Annotated in this window: 19 protein-coding genes; 4 read left to right on the forward strand and 15 right to left on the reverse strand. The window is 28.4% G+C overall.

The window, feature by feature from the left end:
- Positions 1-2: 2 nt before the first annotated feature.
- The 14 genes from FGL08_RS12275 to gcvT all read right to left on the reverse strand — a co-directional run bounded on the left by FGL08_RS12275 (position 3) and on the right by gcvT (position 14431).
- Positions 3-836: a DUF2705 family protein gene (locus tag FGL08_RS12275; RefSeq protein WP_138211051.1), complete on the reverse strand. Its 834-nt coding sequence runs from the start codon at positions 834-836 to the stop codon at positions 3-5.
- Between the two features lie 20 nt (positions 837-856).
- A complete protein-coding gene (locus tag FGL08_RS12280; RefSeq protein WP_138211052.1) occupies positions 857-1510 on the reverse strand; it encodes an ATP-binding cassette domain-containing protein in 654 nt (217 codons plus the stop codon).
- 172 nt (positions 1511-1682) lie between these two features.
- Complete coding sequence (locus FGL08_RS12285; RefSeq protein WP_138211053.1) at positions 1683-2534, reverse strand: M15 family metallopeptidase; 852 nt, start codon at positions 2532-2534, stop codon at positions 1683-1685.
- A gap of 343 nt (positions 2535-2877) precedes the next feature.
- Positions 2878-3414 carry a TDE2712 family protein gene (locus FGL08_RS12290; protein ID WP_138211054.1) on the reverse strand — a complete coding sequence of 179 codons (537 nt, stop codon included), beginning with the start codon at positions 3412-3414 and terminating at the stop codon, positions 2878-2880.
- 97 nt (positions 3415-3511) lie between these two features.
- Positions 3512-3793, reverse strand: a complete 282-nt coding sequence (locus FGL08_RS12295; RefSeq protein ID WP_138211055.1) for a DUF503 domain-containing protein — start codon at positions 3791-3793, stop codon at positions 3512-3514.
- A 157-nt stretch (positions 3794-3950) separates the two neighbouring features.
- Complete coding sequence (locus tag FGL08_RS12300) at positions 3951-4697, reverse strand: peptidyl-prolyl cis-trans isomerase (RefSeq protein WP_138211056.1); 747 nt, start codon at positions 4695-4697, stop codon at positions 3951-3953.
- Between the two features lie 121 nt (positions 4698-4818).
- Entirely contained in the window at positions 4819-5850 is a 1032-nt protein-coding gene (locus tag FGL08_RS12305) for a PTS sugar transporter subunit IIC (RefSeq protein ID WP_138211057.1), read from the reverse strand.
- 396 nt (positions 5851-6246) lie between these two features.
- Positions 6247-7089: a response regulator gene (locus FGL08_RS12310; protein WP_138211058.1), complete on the reverse strand. Its 843-nt coding sequence runs from the start codon at positions 7087-7089 to the stop codon at positions 6247-6249.
- On the reverse strand, positions 7070-8383 hold the full coding sequence (locus tag FGL08_RS12315) for an ATP-binding protein (RefSeq protein WP_138211059.1): 1314 nt from the start codon (positions 8381-8383) through the stop codon (positions 7070-7072). Before FGL08_RS12315 ends, FGL08_RS12310 begins: the two co-directional genes overlap by 20 nt.
- Before the next feature lie 270 nt (positions 8384-8653).
- Complete coding sequence (glyA, locus tag FGL08_RS12320) at positions 8654-9886, reverse strand: serine hydroxymethyltransferase (RefSeq protein WP_138211060.1); 1233 nt, start codon at positions 9884-9886, stop codon at positions 8654-8656.
- Between the two features lie 191 nt (positions 9887-10077).
- Positions 10078-11529 (reverse strand): aminomethyl-transferring glycine dehydrogenase subunit GcvPB, encoded by a 1452-nt coding sequence (gcvPB, locus tag FGL08_RS12325; RefSeq protein ID WP_138211061.1) that lies wholly within the window; start codon positions 11527-11529, stop codon positions 10078-10080.
- On the reverse strand, positions 11530-12870 hold the full coding sequence (gene gcvPA, locus FGL08_RS12330; protein ID WP_138211062.1) for an aminomethyl-transferring glycine dehydrogenase subunit GcvPA: 1341 nt from the start codon (positions 12868-12870) through the stop codon (positions 11530-11532). It lies immediately after the preceding gene.
- Positions 12871-12872: 2 nt separating this feature from the next.
- The gene (gene gcvH / locus FGL08_RS12335; RefSeq protein WP_138211063.1) at positions 12873-13256 is read right to left on the reverse strand and encodes a glycine cleavage system protein GcvH; all 384 of its coding nucleotides are present in this window, start codon (positions 13254-13256) and stop codon (positions 12873-12875) included.
- A 77-nt stretch (positions 13257-13333) separates the two neighbouring features.
- On the reverse strand, positions 13334-14431 hold the full coding sequence (gcvT, locus tag FGL08_RS12340; protein ID WP_138211064.1) for a glycine cleavage system aminomethyltransferase GcvT: 1098 nt from the start codon (positions 14429-14431) through the stop codon (positions 13334-13336).
- A gap of 408 nt (positions 14432-14839) precedes the next feature.
- Between gcvT and FGL08_RS12345 the strand changes: the two genes are divergently transcribed.
- From FGL08_RS12345 to FGL08_RS12360, 4 genes are all read left to right on the forward strand, one after another.
- Complete coding sequence (locus FGL08_RS12345; protein ID WP_138211065.1) at positions 14840-16210, forward strand: FG-GAP repeat domain-containing protein; 1371 nt, start codon at positions 14840-14842, stop codon at positions 16208-16210.
- A 25-nt stretch (positions 16211-16235) separates the two neighbouring features.
- Positions 16236-16928: a response regulator transcription factor gene (locus FGL08_RS12350; RefSeq protein ID WP_243117986.1), complete on the forward strand. Its 693-nt coding sequence runs from the start codon at positions 16236-16238 to the stop codon at positions 16926-16928.
- Positions 16921-18309 carry a HAMP domain-containing sensor histidine kinase gene (locus tag FGL08_RS12355; protein WP_138211067.1) on the forward strand — a complete coding sequence of 463 codons (1389 nt, stop codon included), beginning with the start codon at positions 16921-16923 and terminating at the stop codon, positions 18307-18309. The genes FGL08_RS12350 and FGL08_RS12355 overlap by 8 nt, the downstream gene beginning before the upstream one ends.
- Before the next feature lie 79 nt (positions 18310-18388).
- Positions 18389-19108, forward strand: a complete 720-nt coding sequence (locus FGL08_RS12360; RefSeq protein WP_138211068.1) for a hypothetical protein — start codon at positions 18389-18391, stop codon at positions 19106-19108.
- A gap of 96 nt (positions 19109-19204) precedes the next feature.
- Here FGL08_RS12360 and FGL08_RS12365 read toward each other — a convergent pair whose 3' ends face one another.
- A complete protein-coding gene (locus FGL08_RS12365; RefSeq protein WP_138211069.1) occupies positions 19205-19786 on the reverse strand; it encodes an NAD(P)H-dependent oxidoreductase in 582 nt (193 codons plus the stop codon).
- Positions 19787-19793: the final 7 nt, after the last annotated feature.

Below are 19793 nucleotides of genomic sequence, written 5' to 3' on the forward strand. Positions count from 1 at the left end.
GCTTAAATCACCCTTTTAGTATGTATATTTGTTGTTCTAATCTTAAGATATCCAATAATACAACATATAAGAATTAGCATATTTAAGAACATTATTGAATAATTCACTGTGAATTTTGCTATAATTGAATTTACCTCTCTACCAATTCCATAAGCATAATATGGTACATGAAGGGATAAGCATCCCTGAGCTAGTGGTGATAATAATCTATTATTACTATTATTAAATATAGCATTATGCCCTTGAATTATGAGTATGAATAAGCCTATAAAACTATAAATAGACTTATTAAAGAATAATGCTATAACTACAGTAAAAATACCTAGAAACTCTAATTCTAAAGTTAATAATACATATTGAGTCATAAAAAGTCCTACCATACTTCCTCCAGATTCCATAACAGCTCTTACAACATAATAATAGTTATCATTTTGAATTGGCATTTGATATATAAAACTTATAAATATTAAAATAAATATACAAAGTAAATAAAATAGATTTGAGGTTAAAAATATAATTATTACCTTAGATAAAAAATACTTTAATCTATTAGGTGACCTGGTTAAAATAAAATTTATGTATCCTTCTGCATAATCCTTACTTACTATATCTGACACCAAATAACAATAGCATGTTGGTATCACTAAAAGATTAAGAAAAGGGTAAGACAATGAACTAAATAAGTAATCCCATAAACCTATCTTTTCACCTGGTTTCAAAAATTCTTCTGGGCCAATATATTTTAAAACTAAAAATGCTAAAAATAAAACTATAGAAACATATATCCATCTTTTCCATGTTGTTTTAAAGTATGTATTAATAGAATATATAATCACTACTCATTCACACCTTCCTATTACGACTTTAAAATAGTTAAAGTGGATTTTTCGATTTTATAAACTTTATCACATAACATATCAATTTCCTCTTTTCTATGAGATACAATTATAAAGCTTGTACCCTTGTTTGAAAGTTCTTTCACAATTTCAGAAAAAGTTTCAACACCTGTAGTATCTAAAGCATTTGTAGGTTCATCAAAGAGTATTAGCTCTGGATTTTCCATAATAGCCTGTGCTATACCAAGTCTTTGTCTCATTCCCAAAGAATATTTACTTACTGGTATCTTACTTTCAGGGTTTAATCCGACCCTTCTAATAACATTTCTTATATCTTTTTCGCTAATAACATCCTTAATTAAAGCTAGCATGGATAGGTTTTTAAGTCCAGAAAATTGTGGTAAAAACTTCGGAGTTTCTATTAATGCTCCTACATTAACTGGTAAATCCCCTAAGATACCGGGAGTAACCTTTTTCTCTCCTACAATAACTTCACCCTCATTAGCATAATTAAGACCTAACATTATCCTAAGTAATGTAGTTTTTCCACTTCCATTTTTCCCGACTATACCAATTACTTCTCCCCTATTAATTTCTAAATTAACATCTTTTAAAATAATTTCATCATGAAACTTTTTACCTACATTGCTAAGACTTAAGATTTTATTTGTCATGTAATTATCCCCTTATCTAAATAAAATTAAATAATATACCATTTAAGTTTAATTGTAAAATTACATATTTAATTAACCTGTAATATATACATTTAAAATTTAAACTTTAAAAAAGCTTCTTATTAACTAAAATAAAAATTGATTTTCTTAAAAGAATTAATAATAATAATTTTTATTTGAAATCATAAAATTCATCTAGTGTAAGATTGTTTTCCGTTAAATATTTTGCTAGTTCTGCTCCAACATACCTAATATGCCAAGGTTCAAAAGAGTAACCTGTTATATGCTCCTTTCCCTTTGGATATCTTATTATAAAGCCATATTTAGAACAATTTTTTGAAAGCCAAATTCCTTCTTTAGTATCTGCAAAATTTTCATTCAAATCGTAATTTAAACTTCTAATACCGAGGTCTATAGAAAGTCCGGTTTGATGCTCGCTTTGTCCTGGTCTAGCCGAGTATACATCAGCATGTTCTTCTCCTTTAGTTTTACTTATATATAAATATGTAGTTTCTTGGGTATTATAAGACCTATAGGCTGACACACCTTTAAAATAAATCCCTTCTTCTTCAGCATCCCCAACTAGCTTTTCTACAGCCTTAGCAGCATCCTTAACCATCATATTTTCCTTTGAAAAATTAATTCTACAGAATGGTATTTTAACGGGTAAAAGTCCTTCAGGTTCATACCAACATGTCAAACTTCTTTTTTTACTAACAAATATTCCTATATCCCCTAAATTCTTAACGTAAGTAACCCTATTTTCTGTATATGTAGTATCATCTATTTTATATTTTTCCCTAAGATAAGTTTCCATAGTATTTTTAGTATTTTTTTCAAAATCACTATTAGTATCAACTGAAGCTGAATTTGAAGATTTCACCTCTTCGGAAGTTTCTTGTTTTTTAAAGATATATATATTGTCTAAATTTTTACTTATAATCAAGCAACTAGATAAAATAAATAAAAATAATAAAATATATTTTTTATTTTTTTTATTTATTTTATTATATTTATTACTCATTTTATATTCTTCTCCTATGATTAAATGATAAATTTACTCCTTAACTATAACTTACAAAACTCCATAACATAACTATCTATAATAAAAACTGCCTTCAAGCAGATTAAATTAAAGGTATCTGTAACATCAACCACCTTCATATTACTACAAATGAAATAATGTATCAATAATAGAAAATAGTATATTTTATTACAATTATGCTCATATTTTATTACAATATAACATATGTGTACTTATTCTATAATTAATACATTAAATTTAAACTTTAGTACATCATTTCTATTAAATAAAAAACTGCCCTAAAACAATTTTCAATCATTTTAAGACAGTCTCATTTATTCTCCTATTTACTTAAAAGTTTTCTTAATTTCTCTTCTATATATTCATTTATCTCTTTATCTTTAACTAAAACTTTATCATCTACTAAACTTGGTTTAACCATAAAGAAATTTATCAATAATCTATTATCTTTTATAATATATTCATCCATATGCATTGGTGAGAATATAACTTCTAATTCCTCATATCTATCAGCACCTTCTGCATCTTGTAATTTATCTACTAAACAATCTAAATTTAGTTGCTTTACAGGTTGAATCATAGCTTTCATATATTCCATGTCTTCCATTATCCACATGTTATAATTCCAGAATCTTTTTTCTTTCTTATTTCCTGTCAAAGGTTCTCTATTTTTTATAGCACTTAAAGTTCTTCTAACTGATTCTGCATCAAATTCTTCATCATATATACATGTCATAGCTGGCATATTTCCAACATCATGAAAAAATTGTTCTGAAACATTTTCCTTTTCGCTAGCTGCTTGCCAAAAATAATTCATGGCTTCTATTGCATCTAAATTCTTCTTTATAGTTTTTAACATTTGTTACTTCCCCCTTTTTTGTACTGTATAACTTTCCCATAAGTATATCATTACATAGAAATTATATACCCTATATGTATATTATTCAACATTGCACCTATAATATCTCCGTTTCTATATCAATTATCTCCGCCTCTGTATTGCCTTCTATATAATCTAAAACTTTATTTACCATACTTTCAACTAGCTTTTTATTAGAACTTACACACGCAAATCCAATGACCAAAGAATTATGTAAATCTTGATTCTCCACCTCAGCAATAGAAATATTAAATTTATTTTTTGTTTTATCCACTATACTTCGCACTATCATTCTTTTTTCTTTCAAAGAATGGCACCAATTTGCTCTCATATAAACTTTTGCACTTCCTATAAACAATAAAATCACTCCTTTATTTAATAACTTTTACAAAATCATTATTAAATATAAAAATAGCACTAAATATATAGAAATCAGTAAACTAATGAATATTATTTTATTCACTATTCTTTACCCATTAAAATACCTTAGTGCTATACTGTAACTCTTAATTTTATTATTTTACTATTTCAACATTAAACTTTTCTCTTAATTGCTTTGCTTTATCCATATACTTTTCTTGTTGTTTCATACCTAATACTGCATTGTATACTTGAGATTTAACTTCTTCAAATGGAGCAACACCTGCTGGAGTCTTTTCTGTTAATTTTATTATGTGGTATCCAAATTGTGTTTTAACTGCTTCACTTATATCTCCAATTTCCATCTTAAATGCAGCCTCTTCAAATTCTGGAACCATTCTTCCTTTAGCAAATGCTCCTAAATCTCCACCAACACTGCTTGATGGACATTTTGAATTTTCCTTTGCAGCATCTTCAAAAGATTTACCTTCTTTTATATCTTTTAATATTTCATTAGCCTTTTCTTCTGTATCAACTAGAATATGACTAGCTCTAACTTCTTCTGGTTTACTATAACTTTCTTTATGTGAATTATAAAATTCTTCCGCTTCTTCCTCAATAACCTTAGCTTCAGCTAGTACTTTTCTTAAGGCATATTGTTTTAAAGTATTCTTTTTAATTCTCTCTACTTCATTCTTAAACTCTTCTTCTTCTGCAAAATTCTTATCTAAAGCTTCGGCATAGAATAATTCTTGGTTTATTAATTCTTCTAATAATCTTTCTTTACCTTCTGGTGAGTAAAATTGCATAGCCACTTGAGGATCTAAACTTGACATTAAAGCATTTAAATTCTCTTCTGTAATTTCTATTCCATTAACTTTTGCTAAAACGTTATTATCCATAATTATTCTCCTTTTATATAAATATTTATACTATTCTATAATAGCAAATAATCTTTTATATGTCTAATTTATGCAAAAAAAAGATTCAGGTACATAGCCTGAATCTCTTTAACTATCAATTCTAGACAATTTCTTGACTAGGTTTTTTAGTTATATTTTCTTTTTTTGTAAATGATTTAAATACTGTGCTTCCAATAAATCCAGCAATAGAACCACCTATAGCACCTAGAATTACTGCCATTATTACATTTTTAGGTTCGTTAAATCCAAATGGAGCTAATAGTCCTGGTATTGGTGATGCTGTACCTGGTGCATTATTTATAATTTTAAAATACGCTGCTGCAAGTCCTGCAAGTCCTCCTCCAAAGAAGTTTGAACAATATATCGGAATTGCATTAGTTGTTACAATGTCTGCTTGAGTCAAAGGTTCTAACATTACAGCTATAACATTACTCCTATTTCCAAGTTTCAATCTATGAAATACTATTCCATTTGTAAAAGATCCTCCTACACAAGCTATGGCAGCAATACCCATTGCAAGTCCCTTTAATCCTAGCATCGCTGTTAAAGCCATAGAACTTAAAGGAGAAGTACATATCATTTTCATTATTCCACCTAGTAAAAATCCCATAACAAGTGGTGATTGATCTGCTGCTACAGATATCATTTCACCAATATTTATTAAAGTAGCATTTACTATAGGATCCATAGCAAAAGCTATCCCTCTTGCTAATGGTGCTAGAATTAATGCTCCCAAAATAACATCTAATCCTTCTGGCAATTTCTTTTCTAATATTGGAGCTATAAACCCAACTATATATCCTGCAATGAATCCTGGTAATATTCCATATCCACCTACAGCAACACCTGCTGCAACTGCATATATTGGACTAGCACCCATATTAATAGAAACTAGGATAACCGCTGCTACTCCTCCAAGGCTTCCAGATGTAGCTCCAACTTTACCTAGAAAATCAATATGAAGTAAGTTTCCACTAATATACTTATGAATGGCCTCTATTAAGAAAGTTGCTACTGCTGCATCTGCAAGGCCAGACATAGCTTTTTGTCCTTTAGGCATCTTTAAACTGAATATAGAAAATAAAACAAGTGTAAAGACTAATAAACCTATACCTTTTATTATGGCAAACATATTATTCCCCCCAGTTTATTTATCTCCTTATTGCTCTAGGACTCCCTATTTGTGACAGAATTAACAGTTACTTATTTAAATTTTCAAACAATTTAATTTATAATTATTTTACTTATCTCTATTAATATGCTATACTGTATATGGCAAAATTTAAGTGAAATCTATTAGACATGTTGGCGCATGCCTAATTAAGCTCTTTGAGAGATATAGTCTTAAGGAGTTACCTAAATACATTGAAGATTTTACTTATAGATATTTTTTATAAAAAAATTGTGATTAATCAGTAATCACAATTTTTTAAATTAAATAAAGTATAAAACTTGCACTTCACTAAGTTACGTAAAGTTACAAGTTTTCTTTAAAAATTATTAGAAAATTTTTATTCTTCTCAAATTACTACTTTTCACAATAGAATACTAGACCATTCATAAATTTTTTAATGCTTATTTTACCTCTTATTTTACTCTTTCCTCTTATATAGTCCATTTCTTTTTTTACTTGTTGAAAATTATAAAGTCCATTGGAGTATTCTATAAATATTTCATTCATATAATCCTCTATTCCCAAATTAGCTAAGTTTATCATACCTACATTAGCTGTCCTTCTAATTCTTTGTTCCATAGATTTTGGATTTTCAGAAAATATAGCACATAACTCTTTCATAGTATAATCAGACATACTTTTCTTATTTACTATTAGAAAATCAATTATGTTTATAATATCTTCACTTCCTATTTCACCCATTATACCTATTCTCTGCATTAAAAACTTTAGTTTTTTAATATGTTCTTTAGTATTAGTTATTTCTTTAACTTGAATGTTGTCTTGACTTTTTTCAAAAATATTCTGAATCTTGTTTAGTGTCCTATTCATTGTAATAGATTCAATTGATTTATTTAAAACTCTTTCTACTTCTATAGCATTAACTGGCTTATTTATGTAAAATTCCACTCCGCTTTCGTAGGCCTTAGCTATCATGTCTTTATCAGCAACTTGAGATAACATAATAAAATGAATAGAAGGTAATGTTTTCTTTATTTCTAATACTAAAGAAATCCCATCCTTTTCAGGCATTAACAAATCTACTAAAACTATATCTGGTTTTAAAATGGATATTTCTCTAAATCCATCATTACCATTTAAACTATGTCCTACTACCTCGCCTATATTATGATCCTCAATAATCATCTTTAAAATTTTTATTACATTAATATCATCTTCAACTATGAATATCTTCATATCTATCCTCAAGTTCCTCCCTATTTAAATAAATTGAAAACTCTGTCCCCTTATTTTTTTTAGATTTCACCTTAATTTCTCCACCTAAAATATCCTCAACTATTTCTTTAACTAAACTTAAACCTATCCCCCGATTCACTTCCCCCGTAGTATAATTTATCTTAGTAGAATATCCTGGAGAAAATATAAATTCTAAATCACTATCTTCAATTCCTGAACCATTATCACCAATTATAAATACATAAAAATCATTTAAAATTTCTTGCTTAAAATAAATTATATTATCAACATCTACATTATTAAAAGCATCTATAGAATTATTAAGTAAATTTCTAAATATGGACATAAGATAATAATGCTTCGTTGTGTAGAAATTATTCTGATAATTTATATTAAACTTAACATTAACTTCTCTATTCTTAGAATCATCCTTTATACTCTTTTCTAGTATATATAGCATATCTTTTAAATCCATACCCTCGTCTTTAAATTTATCATAAGTTAGTTCTCTAACCCCTCTAACCACCAATACATATTCCTTCTTTATTTCATGTATATCTTTGGCTATAGCTAAAGCAGATTTCTCCCACAAATCATTATTTATATTAGCACGTATATTTTCAAATAACTTATATGCTTCTGTCATAGTTCTCTCTATATGATGCATGTTTTTTTCCATCCAAAACACTTCTGATTTTAGTTGAGAACTTAAAATTAACAATTTCCTATACTTTTCTTCATGTTCCTTTTTTAATAAAAGTACATTATATAACTTAAAAATTTTTAAGATTACACATATAATGAGAGTTCTTATTAATGCCACAACTATTAAGCTTATATTAATTCTAAAATTCATAATTCCTGAAGGAGTTCTAAGTATTATCTCTATTGCATTTGCCAAATAATCACTTATTACAAGATTTGTAAAAAGTTTGTTTAGATGAAAATCTTTATTTTTTCTATTTAAAACTGAAAAAAATACTCCATAAAATAAATAGAAGAAGATTTCAGGAAAATATGCTAAAAATACTGATTCCATACTCCCATTAGTAATATAATGTAATATTATTCTCCATATGTACACAAATAAAGCCGTAAGCAAAGCTGTTTTAATTGTACTAATATTTTCAAAATAATATAAAGCTATAGGAAATACTATTATACCCATAGATACCCTAAAATCAGGTACAAGAAAATACAACTGAATTTGTGAAACTAATGTAACGCACACTGCAATTAATAATACATTTCTTGAATCCTTTAATTTTTGATGCTTTCCCAAACTATTTATCATAAGCTCACCTTTTTACACAATAATTCATTCATATAAAATTATATCATACAATTCAAAATTTATTTTATTATAATAAAATTTAATAACATGAGGAAAACGCATCAATTTTGTGAATATATTAACTATAGTAATTACTAAGCATAAAAATAGCTCCTGCAAAGTTTTACAAGAGCTATTTTACAATATATAATAGTTTAAAGGGTTTTTTATTATTTATAGGGTAATTTATAACTTACAACCAATTATAAACTTAAATGTTTCATCATAAACTTATTTATATAAGGGAAATTTAGCACATAATTTTTGTACTCTTTCCCTAACAGGTTCTAAGTTACCCTCTTTGTTTTCAACTACGTAATTCATTATGTCTGCAATTTCAATCATTTCTTCTTTTCCAAATCCTCTTGTAGTCATAGCTGGAGTACCAATTCTTATTCCACTTGTTACGAATGGACTTTCAGTTTCTCCTGGAACAGTATTTTTATTAACTGTTATTCCAACTTCATCCAAAATCCTTTCCATTTCTTTTCCTGTTAATCCTTTATTTCTTAGGTCAATTAACAGTAAGTGATTATCTGTACCATTTGATACAATGTTAAATCCTTTTTCTATAAGACTATCTGAAAGTTGTTTAGCATTTTCAACAACCTTTGTCATATAAACTTTAAACTCATCTGACATTGCTTCTTTGAAACAAACAGCTTTAGCTGCAATAGTATGCATTAGTGGTCCACCTTGAATTCCTGGAAATATAGTTTTATCTATTTTTTTCGCAAATTCTTCCTTGCAAAGAATAATTCCACCTCTTGGTCCTCTTAAAGTTTTATGTGTAGTAGAAGTTACGAAATCTGCATATGGTACTGGATTTGGATGTAATCCTGCTGCAACTAATCCTGCTATATGAGCCATATCTACCATCATATATGCATTTACTTTATCACAAATCTCTCTTATTCTTTTAAAATCTATTATTCTACTATAAGCACTGGCACCGGCTACAATTAGTTTTGGTTTCTCTTCTAATGCCTTTTTTTCGAAGGCATCATAATCTATATATCCTTCATCATTAACTCCATAAGCTATGAAGTTGTAAAGTTTTCCAGAAAAGTTAACTGGGCTTCCATGAGTTAAGTGTCCACCATGGGATAAATCCATACCTAAAACCTTATCTCCTGGTTCTAATATAGTAAAATAAACTCCCATATTTGCTTGTGAACCTGAGTGAGGTTGAACATTTGCATGCTCAGCTCCAAATAATTCTTTTAGCCTTTCCCTAGCTAAATTTTCTGCTACGTCTACATATTCACATCCACCATAATATCTTTTTCCTGGGTATCCTTCTGCATATTTGTTAGTTAATGGCGAACCCATAGCCTCCATAACAGCTTCACTTGTAAAGTTTTCTGATGCAATAAGTTCTATTTTTGTCTCCTGTCTTTTTATCTCTCCCTCAATGGCATTTAACAATTCTGGATCTACATTCTTTATGTTTTCGAATAACATATTTAAAGCCCCTTTCTTAATTTACTTTTATATAAATTATATTTTAAAGTATATAAATTATATTTTAATATAACCTCAATCACAATAATAAATTTAATTAATTACACACAAAAATAAACCGTGATTATAAGCTTCAACTAAATATAATCACGGTTTAGAAATTTCTGCTTATATTACCTAAATAGGTATTATTATTTCCAAGTTAATACTGGATTTCTAGCAGCAGTTGCTTCATCTAATCTTCTAACCGGAGTATTATGAGGTGCTTCCTTTAATATCTCTGGATTCTCTTTTGCCTCTTTACTTATTTTAATTAAAATATCTATAAAGGCATCAATAGTTTCTATACTTTCAGTCTCAGTTGGTTCTATCATCATAGCATTGTCAATTATTAGAGGAAAGTAAATTGTTGGTGGATGATATCCATAATCTAAAAGTCTCTTTGCAATATCTAATGTGCTAACTTCTGAATCTTTGCCAAGTGCACCTAGAACAAATTCGTGTTTGCAAACTTTATCTATTGGCAGATAATAATCATGTTTTAATTTTTCTTTCATATAGTTTGCATTTAAAACAGCTGTCGTACTAGCAGCTTTTATTCCTTCAGCCCCCATAGTCTTAATATAGGTATATGCTCTTATAAGCATACCAAAGTTTCCATAGAAAGCTTTTACTTTTCCTATTGATTCTGGTTTGTCATAGTTTAACATATATCTATTCTCATTTTTTTCTACCATAGGCACAGGTAAGAATTTAATTAAATCCTTTTTAACCCCAACTGGACCACTGCCAGGACCTCCGCCTCCATGTGGCGTTGTAAATGTTTTGTGTAAATTTAAGTGAACTACGTCAAACCCCATATCTCCAGGTCTTGTAACTCCCATGATTGCATTCATGTTAGCTCCATCATAATAAAGAAGACCGCCAGCTTCATGGATTAATCTTTCTATTTCCTTTATATCTTCCTCAAATAACCCTAGAGTACTTGGATTTGTTAACATTAACCCTGCTACATTTTCATCTAAAACTTCTTTTAAGCTTTCTATATTTACAGAGCCATCCTTATTAGACTTTATTTCAACTACATCAAACCCTGCAACAGAAGCACTGGCTGGATTTGTTCCATGAGCAGAATTTGGAACTATTATCTTAGTTCTATTAGATTCTCCTCTGCTTTCATGATAAGCTTTAATTATCATAAGGCCTGTAAGTTCACCATGAGCACCAGCTGCTGGCTGTAATGTTACCTTATCCATACCAGTGATTTCTGATAACATTTCTCCTAATTCATACATTAGTCTTAGAGAGCCTTGAGTTGTTTCATCTGATTGATATGGATGAAGTGATGTAAACTTAGGTAGTGCTGCCATATCTTCATTAATTTTGGGATTATATTTCATTGTGCAAGACCCTAATGGATAGAATCCAACATCTACACCATAGTTCTTCCTTGATAATAATGTATAATGTCTTACAACATCTAATTCACTTACCTCTGGTAAATTTGCTGCTTCAGCCCTCAAACTTTCTTTTGGTAAAATATCGCCTAATTCTATACCCTCTATTTCACATGGAGGCAATGAATATGCCTTTCTTCCTTCACTTGAAAGTTCAAATATAACTTTAGAATAAGTATTGTTCATTTATATCACCTCCAAATGTTTAACAAGAGAATCTATTTCTTTTTTTGTTCTCTTTTCTGTTACACATAATAAGAAGGAGTTTTTAAGTTCTTCGTATTCTTTTTCTAAATCAAATCCACCTAGAATTCCCTTATTTAAAAGTTCCTTATTTATTTCTTCTACACTTTTTTCTGAAGTTATGGCAAATTCATTAAAGAATGGTTTATTAAATAGAGGTTTGTATTTACCACTTTTAATAAGTTCATTATAAGCATAATGTGCTTTTTTAGCACTTTGAATAGCTACTTCTTTTATTCCTTCTTTTCCTAGAAGACTGCAATATACAGCTGCTCCTACTGCCATAAGTCCTTGGTCAGAACATATATTTGAAGTTGCTTTTTCTCTTCTTATATGTTGCTCTCTTGCTTGAAGAGTTAAAACAAATGCTCTTTTTCCATCTACATCCTCAGTTTGACCAACTATTCTTCCTGGCATTTTTCTCATTAATTTTTTAGTTACATTCATAAATCCAAGGTATGGCCCTCCGAAATTCAATGCTCCACCTAAAGATTGAGCATCTCCTACTGCTATATCTGCACCATATTCTGCAGGAGTTTTTAATATCCCTAGAGATATAGGCTCAACACCCATAATTAAAAGAGCCTTATTTTCGTGAACAATCTTTTCAACATCTTCTACTGGTTCAATTATGCCAAAGAAATTTGGACTTTGAACTATAACGCCAGCAGTTTCTTTATTTACCATAGAGTTTAATTTCTCAATATCTGTAACTCCATCATTCATATCTATTTCTTCAACATTAAAGCCATTAAATTTTCCATAAGTCTTAAGAACTTTTCTAGTTTCAGGATGAACAGTCTTGGATACAAGTATATTTTTCTTCTTTGTTGAAGCACATGCAAGCATAGCTGCTTCTGCGCATGCAGTTTGCCCATCATACATGGATGCATTTGAGACTTCCATACCAGTTAATCTTGTAATCATACTTTGGAATTCGAATATCGCTTGTAAAGTCCCTTGACTTATCTCTGGTTGGTATGGTGTATATGAAGTATAGAATTCAGCCCTTGATAAAATGTGTTTTATTGCTGATGGAATATATCTATCATATGCACCTGCCCCTAAGAAACAAGTTAATTCATTACTACCTATATTTTGAGATGAAATTTCATTCACTAAAGAAGAAACTTCAAGTTCTGATTTTGGATCCTCTAAATTCAATTCTCTATTTAATAGTAAATCTTTTGGAACATCACTAAACAACTCGTCTAAAGAAGAAAGACCTATGGTTTTAAGCATCTCTTCTCTATCATTATCTGTTAAAGGAATATATGGAAACATAATTATGCCTCCTCACTGACAAATTTCTTGTAATCCTCTGCACTCATTAATTCTTCTAATTCTGACTTGTCCCCAACATTTACACAAACAACCCAATTTTCATATGGATCTTCGTTTAAAGCATCTGGAGTATCTTCTAAAGACTCATTAACTTCTATAACTGTTCCACTTATTGGTGAAAATGCATCTGATGCAGCCTTAACTGATTCTATTGTTCCAAAAGTTTCATCTTTGCTTAATTCATCATCAATTGATGGTAATTCAACGTATACGATATCTCCTAATGCATCTTGAGCATAGTCAGTTATACCTATATAAGCTTTATCTCCATCTACTTTCACCCACTCGTGATCTTTACTATAAAGTAAGTTTTCTAATACTTTCATGATTTCTCCCCCTTGATATGTTAGATAAATTAAAATATTAATATATTATTATGAAAATACACAATTTAATTTGTTATCTATTTTTTCAGGAATCTCTTTTTAATAGTCTTAGCTTTTAATGATCTATTTCTAACCTTTATTTCAAGTTCTGAATCTAACTCTGCATACTTAGCATCTATTAAAGCAAGTCCTATTGTCTTGTTTAATGTTGGTGATGCATATCCTGTAGTTACAAAACCAATCACTTCACCATCTTTAGCTACTTCATACCCATGTCTTGCAATTCCCTTATCTAGAAGCTCGAATCCAACTAGTTTTCTCTTAAGACCTTCTTCTTTTTGCTTCTTCAAAGCTTCTTTTCCAATAAAGTCTGATTCCTTGTTAAGCTTTACTGCAAAACCTAACCCAGCTTCTAAAGGTGAAATATCTTGTGATACCTCATTACCATATAAAGGTAGGCTTGCTTCAAATCTTAAAGTATCTCTCGCACCTAAACCTGCTGGTTTTATGCCTTCATCTTTTCCTGCCTCTAAAATATCTCTCCATATTTTTACTATAGATTCATTGTCTGTGTATATTTCAAATCCATCTTCTCCAGTGTACCCTGTTCTAGATACCAAGCACTTACCCCCAGATATATTTACATCAGAATCAAAATGGAAGAATTTTATTTTTGAAAGATCTGTATCAGTTAATTTTTGAAGAATTTTCTCAGCTTTAGGTCCTTGAATAGCAACCTGTGATACCTTATTAGAAATATTAATTATTTCAACATCATAATTTCCCTTATTTTCTAACATCCATTGATAATCTTTTTCTTCATTACTAGCATTTACAACAAGTAAATAATGTTCATTAGTGTATCTGTAAACCAAAAGATCATCTACAACACCACCATTTTCATAACACATAAACGTATATATAATCCCATTATCTTCTATAGTACCTAAGTCATTCGTAATTAATTTTTGAATATAATCGAAGGCTTCTTTCCCTTTTATCTCCACTTCCCCCATGTGAGAAACATCAAATATACCTGCTACATTTCTAACAGCCTCATGTTCAGGAATTATTCCTTCGTATTGAACTGGTAATTCCCACCCAGCAAAATCAACAATCTTTCCTTTAAGATTTTTATGCTCTTCGTAAAGATTAGTTTTCTTAAGATTTTCCATAATTATACCCCCTTATATTTAAGTTCTTTATAAATTATACATAGTATAATTTATATTTATGAAAAGATAAATATAAATTAAATACATGGTACTAATTTTCATAAAATTTCTAAGTACCAATAATGATATAATACAGTATTCATTAAGTTATTTTTTGTCATATTAACGATATTTATGATACTTTTGTAACAATCGTAATTACTGTAAAATCATTTCCTCATCATCTTAAATTTTATCATAGTATATTATGATTTTCAACGCTAACAATTTTTTTTAACTAATAGTTATTCTTAAGATTTTACAGATATCTTTTTATTTATTTTCTTTTTTTGATATAATACATATATACATCTAAGTATTCTAAAGGCTTTCTTAGAAAAAAACTTAAAATCATATGTGAGGTATAATATGAATAAACGATTATTGTCGATAATTGTATTTATATTTTCTATAATATTATCTGGCTGTTCCATAATTGAATTACCAAATAATTTAATAACTAAACCTTCTTCCTATATAAGCAAGCAAAAATTAGATCCTATAATGTCATTGTTATTAAAAGAGGGTAAAACTCTTACTATTGCTATGGGTGATAGTGAAAGAAAATCTATTAGAGAGGTAGATTTAGATAATGACGGAAAAAATGAAATTATCCTACTATATAAAAAGGATAATAATTATTATAATAATTATGGTGTTATGATCCTAAAGCAAAAAGATAATGTGTGGGAAGTAATTAATAATATAACTTTTTCATGTAAAAACATAGATATAGTTGATTATAAAGATATAACTGGTGATGGAAAGCCAGAAATTCTTGTTGGGGTTAATTCCTCTGATAAAAATAATAACACACTATTTATATACTCTTATCATAGAGGATTCTATGAAACTTTGGGTAATTTCCCCTATAGTAATCTACAGATATATGATATTGATGGAGATAATAAAAATGAACTAATTACTTTTAACACAACAGATGATAAATCAAAAACTTCATCCATACTAAAACTTTATAAATTTAATGATATAAAACCAACTTTATTAGATTCTTTTGAATTAAATAGAGCCATAGTAAGTTCTAAGATGACTATAGGCAAGGCTTCTAAAGATATTAATGGAATATTCTTAAACCTAAACTTAGATAATAAATCCTTTTATACAGATCTATTTATATTAAAAAACGGAAAATTAAAAGAAGTACTAGAGAACGAAAAGAACTTGGATGTTAAAAAAATCAAAACTTATCAGAGGTATGAAAATCCCTCCAAGTCCTTGAATATAGATGATGTTTTAAAAGATATAGTTAAAGATATAAATTCAGATGGTATATTAGAAATTGGTTATGCAAAATCAAATAATAGCAATTTAAATATTTACACTCCATCGAATCTTATGTATTGGAATCAATGGGATGAAAATAATGGTTTAAGTATATCTCATAGAGAATATTATAACGCTGATTATAAATATAGAATAGGCATTCCACTTTCTCTAGGAATGAATTTTAAAATACTTCAAAATGTTAAAGAAGAAAATACTCTGAATAGGGTGGATTTTTTAACAGGAGATTATACAAATAAAAATAACCTTTTATTTTCCATTAAAATATATTCTAAAGATCAATGGGCTCTTAATCAGACAATGAGTTCTTCTGGTGATTACGTAATTTTAAAAGAAGATGAGGATAGATTTTATGTAGGTTTTTTAAATAACAAATTAGTGAAAAGTAATTTAACTTTAGACTATATAAAAGATGTTTTTAAACCTATTGAATAATAGAAAGTTTTTGGGGGGTATTGATTTGTCTATAAAAATTTTATTGTTAGAAGACGAAATTTCCATAAGAAGTTTTATTAAAATTAAATTAAAAAATTTAGGTTATGATGTAGTCGATGTCGGTAAGGGCACAGAAGCTATTCAAATTGCAGATTCTTCCTTTAAAATAGCAATTTTGGACGTTATGCTACCAGATATTGATGGCATTGAAGTTTGTAGAGTTTTAAGAGAGAACTATCCAAACTTAGGAATTATCATGCTAACGGCTAAAGGTCAGGAATCTGATAAAATATTAGGCCTAAAAACTGGTGCTGATGATTATATGGTAAAACCATTTAGCCCTACAGAATTATCTGCAAGAATTGAGGCTCTTTTAAGAAGAGTAGATAACTCTGAAAAAAATCACACTAATATAATAAGCCAACCACCATTCATATTAGATAATAATAAGAAAATATTTAAAAAGGATGCTAAGGAAATCCCTTTAACGCCTACAGAATTTTCTATAATGGAATATCTAATGAATAACTCTAACAAGGCTATAGACAGGGATAGTATACTTGACTATGTTTGGGGAAAAAATTATGTTGGAGATACTAAAACTGTAGATGTAAACATCAGAAGAATTCGACAAAAAATAGAGTTAGACCCCTCCAAACCTGAATATTTAAAAACTGCATGGGGGTTCGGATATATTTGGAGTACAAAAAATGACTAGTTTAAGAAATAGAATTTACGCTCAAAATGGTATTATAATAATAACCTTAGTACTTATTTTAGAAATAATTTTCACGCTATTTGTAAGTAGATTTTATAGTGAAGGCGTTAAAAGAGAACTGCAAAATAAATTAACATTTTCGGCTACCCTTTATAATAAATATCTATCTAAAGAAAACTTGGATGATAAAATAACATATATATTAGAAAATGAATCAAAAAATGAATATTTTTACGTTGAATTAATAGATAGAAATTTCAACTTATTAATAGATTCTAATGGATTTAGTAATAAAAAAAACTTGGAATATGAGGACTTAATATTAGCCTCTAGAAATTCCCCTAACATTATAAAGTATGAAGATAAAGAATCCATAATTTCTATGAGCCTACCTCTTTATGATTCTAACAATACAACTTGGGCTTATTTAAGATATTCTACTTCTATTGATAAGTTAAAAAAGGCCTTAAATAATATACTACAAATCTCTATAATAATTATTAGTCTAATAATTGTTATAACCTTCTTCCTTAGTTCAGTGCTTGCAAATAAAATATTATATCCTATAGATAAGATTATAGAAGTATCAAAAAAAATGGCCAAGGGAGACTTTTCTCAGAAAATTTTTCTTAAAAATAAGGATGAAATAGGAAAATTAGGTGATACATTAAACTATATGGCTGAAGAAATAAATAGAAGCAATACTTTAAAAAATGAATTTATATCGTCAATTTCCCATGAACTAAGAACACCACTTACAGCTATTAAAGGATGGAGTGAATTAATACTAACAGATGATTTAAAAAATCTAAATGATTTAAAAGAGGGCATGTCCATAATTTCTAATGAAACAGAACGTCTTATAGTTTTAGTTGAAGATCTCCTTGACTTTTCAAAATTAGAAAGTGGAAAAATAAGTCTTGCTATGGAAAAGGTAGATATAAATAAACTAATAGAAGATATATGCTATTACTTTAAAAATAACCTTGTAGAAAAACAAATAAATTTAAATTTAAACTTGTATGAAGAAACTATTTTTATATACGGTGATAAGAATAGATTAAAGCAAGTATTTATCAATTTAATACATAATTCGATAAAATTCACTGACAACGGTAAATCTATATATGTTAATACTAAAAAAGAAGATTGTAGATTGCTTGTAAGTATTAGAGATGAAGGCATTGGCATACCTGAAGATGATTTGCCAAAGATAACAGAAAAATTCTTTAAAGGTTCATCAAAACATTCTGGAAGTGGTATTGGCCTTGCTATATGTAATGAAATCATTACTCTACACGATGCTAAACTAGAAATAAGTAGTACCGAAAATGTAGGTACAACCATCCTTATAACTTTTGATATTTTAACTGAATTGTAACAAAAATATTTATCATATGTATTATAATTTTTATTACCTTATTTAATAAAATTAATACTAATACGAAAGAGGGCTTAATATGAAAAAAACAGGAATAATTTTTGTTATAGGATTTTCATTAATTGTTTTACTACTAAGCTCTGTGATTTTTATGACTTTAGAAAAAAATAAATTTACTAATATTAAAGTTGAAAATACTGCAGATAAAACAGATGTATCTTTAGAAAAATTTTTTCCTTTAATTGAAGGAAAAGTTCTAAATTATTCTGGCTCAGCGGACTTTATGGAAAGTTTAACTGTGAGTAAAATAACTACTAATAGTGATAAAAAAACCATAGTTTTAAAAGGTAAAATCGTAAATATGGAAGAAATGGAACAAAAAAAAGAACAATCTCTGGAATATATGTATGAGATATTTAGTGATTATGTTAGAATTACTACTAAAAATTCGCCTAGATATCCTTCTCAATCAATAATAGATTCTAATACAATAATAAGATATCCTTTAAAGATCAATAATTCTTGGACAGAAAGGGTAATTATTAACGGAACTTCAAAAGAATGCATAGGCACAATAATAAATATTACTAAGGATTCCGATAATAAATCAATTATTAAAGTTCAATATGTAGTAAATAACTTACCTAAATATCCTAATAATACTTATAAAGAAATAAGAACATATAAAGAAGGTCTAGGTATGTATGAATTTGAAAATACTATATTATTAGATAACGAAGAAACTTCTTCTAAGCCTACGCCCTTTGAATTTAAGTGTAAAATATATGAAAATAACTAAATGCTAAAACTTACTTATAAAGTTATTAAATAACATCAGAGCCCCCATACTATTTACATATGAGGGCTTAAATATATACTGTATATACCTTATTACTTATAATAACTCCTGTATATTAGTTTTAACTTCCTCTAAGTAATCCCTTAGTTCCACCTCTGACTTCTCTGGTACAGCTCCAAAGAACATCTGTTTCACTACCTTCATTCCACAGAATTTAAAAGTTCCTTCGTCCTTTACTGTTTTCATGGATTCATGCATCCCATTGTTTTCATATACTTCATCAGGATTTCCCATAGGTGCAAATATGGCAACCTTCTTGCCATTTAAAAGTGGTACAGGACCATTCTCTCTATTTTCATAGGCAAATCCATGAGATAAAACCCTATCTAAATATCCTTTTAAAATGGCTGGCTCACCACCCCACCATATAGGATATACAAAACTTATAAAATCTGCTTCCTCAATAAACTTTTGCTCTTCTTTTATATCATTTGGTGTTATTCCTTTAGAAAAAGCCTCAAAATCTGAAGGTAAAAGTACTGGTTGAAAATTAATTTTATATAAATCCCTAACTTCCACATCATAATTTTTATATTTTGATACATCTATAAGAGATTCGACAATACCTTTTGAAAAACTTTTTGGGTTTGGATGTGCAAAAATAATAAGATGTTTCATTATTAAC

This window comes from Hathewaya histolytica (assembly GCF_901482605.1).
Taxonomy (GTDB): domain Bacteria; phylum Bacillota; class Clostridia; order Clostridiales; family Clostridiaceae; genus Hathewaya; species Hathewaya histolytica.

What these genes read in the sequence shown, in the direction of transcription:
- FGL08_RS12280 (WP_138211052.1), bottom strand. Translation starts at nt 1,510, where the DNA reads ATGACAAATAAAATCTTAAGTCTTAGCAATGTAGGTAAAAAGTTTCAT.
- FGL08_RS12285 (WP_138211053.1), bottom strand. Translation starts at nt 2,534, where the DNA reads ATGAGTAATAAATATAATAAAATAAATAAAAAAAATAAAAAATATATT.
- FGL08_RS12290 (WP_138211054.1), bottom strand. Translation starts at nt 3,414, where the DNA reads ATGTTAAAAACTATAAAGAAGAATTTAGATGCAATAGAAGCCATGAAT.
- FGL08_RS12300 (WP_138211056.1), bottom strand. Translation starts at nt 4,697, where the DNA reads ATGGATAATAACGTTTTAGCAAAAGTTAATGGAATAGAAATTACAGAA.
- FGL08_RS12305 (WP_138211057.1), bottom strand. Translation starts at nt 5,850, where the DNA reads ATGTTTGCCATAATAAAAGGTATAGGTTTATTAGTCTTTACACTTGTT.
- FGL08_RS12310 (WP_138211058.1), bottom strand. Translation starts at nt 7,089, where the DNA reads ATGAAGATATTCATAGTTGAAGATGATATTAATGTAATAAAAATTTTA.
- FGL08_RS12315 (WP_138211059.1), bottom strand. Translation starts at nt 8,383, where the DNA reads ATGATAAATAGTTTGGGAAAGCATCAAAAATTAAAGGATTCAAGAAAT.
- glyA (WP_138211060.1), bottom strand. Translation starts at nt 9,886, where the DNA reads ATGTTATTCGAAAACATAAAGAATGTAGATCCAGAATTGTTAAATGCC.
- gcvPB (WP_138211061.1), bottom strand. Translation starts at nt 11,529, where the DNA reads ATGAACAATACTTATTCTAAAGTTATATTTGAACTTTCAAGTGAAGGA.
- gcvPA (WP_138211062.1), bottom strand. Translation starts at nt 12,870, where the DNA reads ATGTTTCCATATATTCCTTTAACAGATAATGATAGAGAAGAGATGCTT.
- gcvH (WP_138211063.1), bottom strand. Translation starts at nt 13,256, where the DNA reads ATGAAAGTATTAGAAAACTTACTTTATAGTAAAGATCACGAGTGGGTG.
- gcvT (WP_138211064.1), bottom strand. Translation starts at nt 14,431, where the DNA reads ATGGAAAATCTTAAGAAAACTAATCTTTACGAAGAGCATAAAAATCTT.
- FGL08_RS12345 (WP_138211065.1), top strand. Translation starts at nt 14,840, where the DNA reads ATGAATAAACGATTATTGTCGATAATTGTATTTATATTTTCTATAATA.
- FGL08_RS12355 (WP_138211067.1), top strand. Translation starts at nt 16,921, where the DNA reads ATGACTAGTTTAAGAAATAGAATTTACGCTCAAAATGGTATTATAATA.
- FGL08_RS12360 (WP_138211068.1), top strand. Translation starts at nt 18,389, where the DNA reads ATGAAAAAAACAGGAATAATTTTTGTTATAGGATTTTCATTAATTGTT.
- FGL08_RS12365 (WP_138211069.1), bottom strand. Translation starts at nt 19,786, where the DNA reads ATGAAACATCTTATTATTTTTGCACATCCAAACCCAAAAAGTTTTTCA.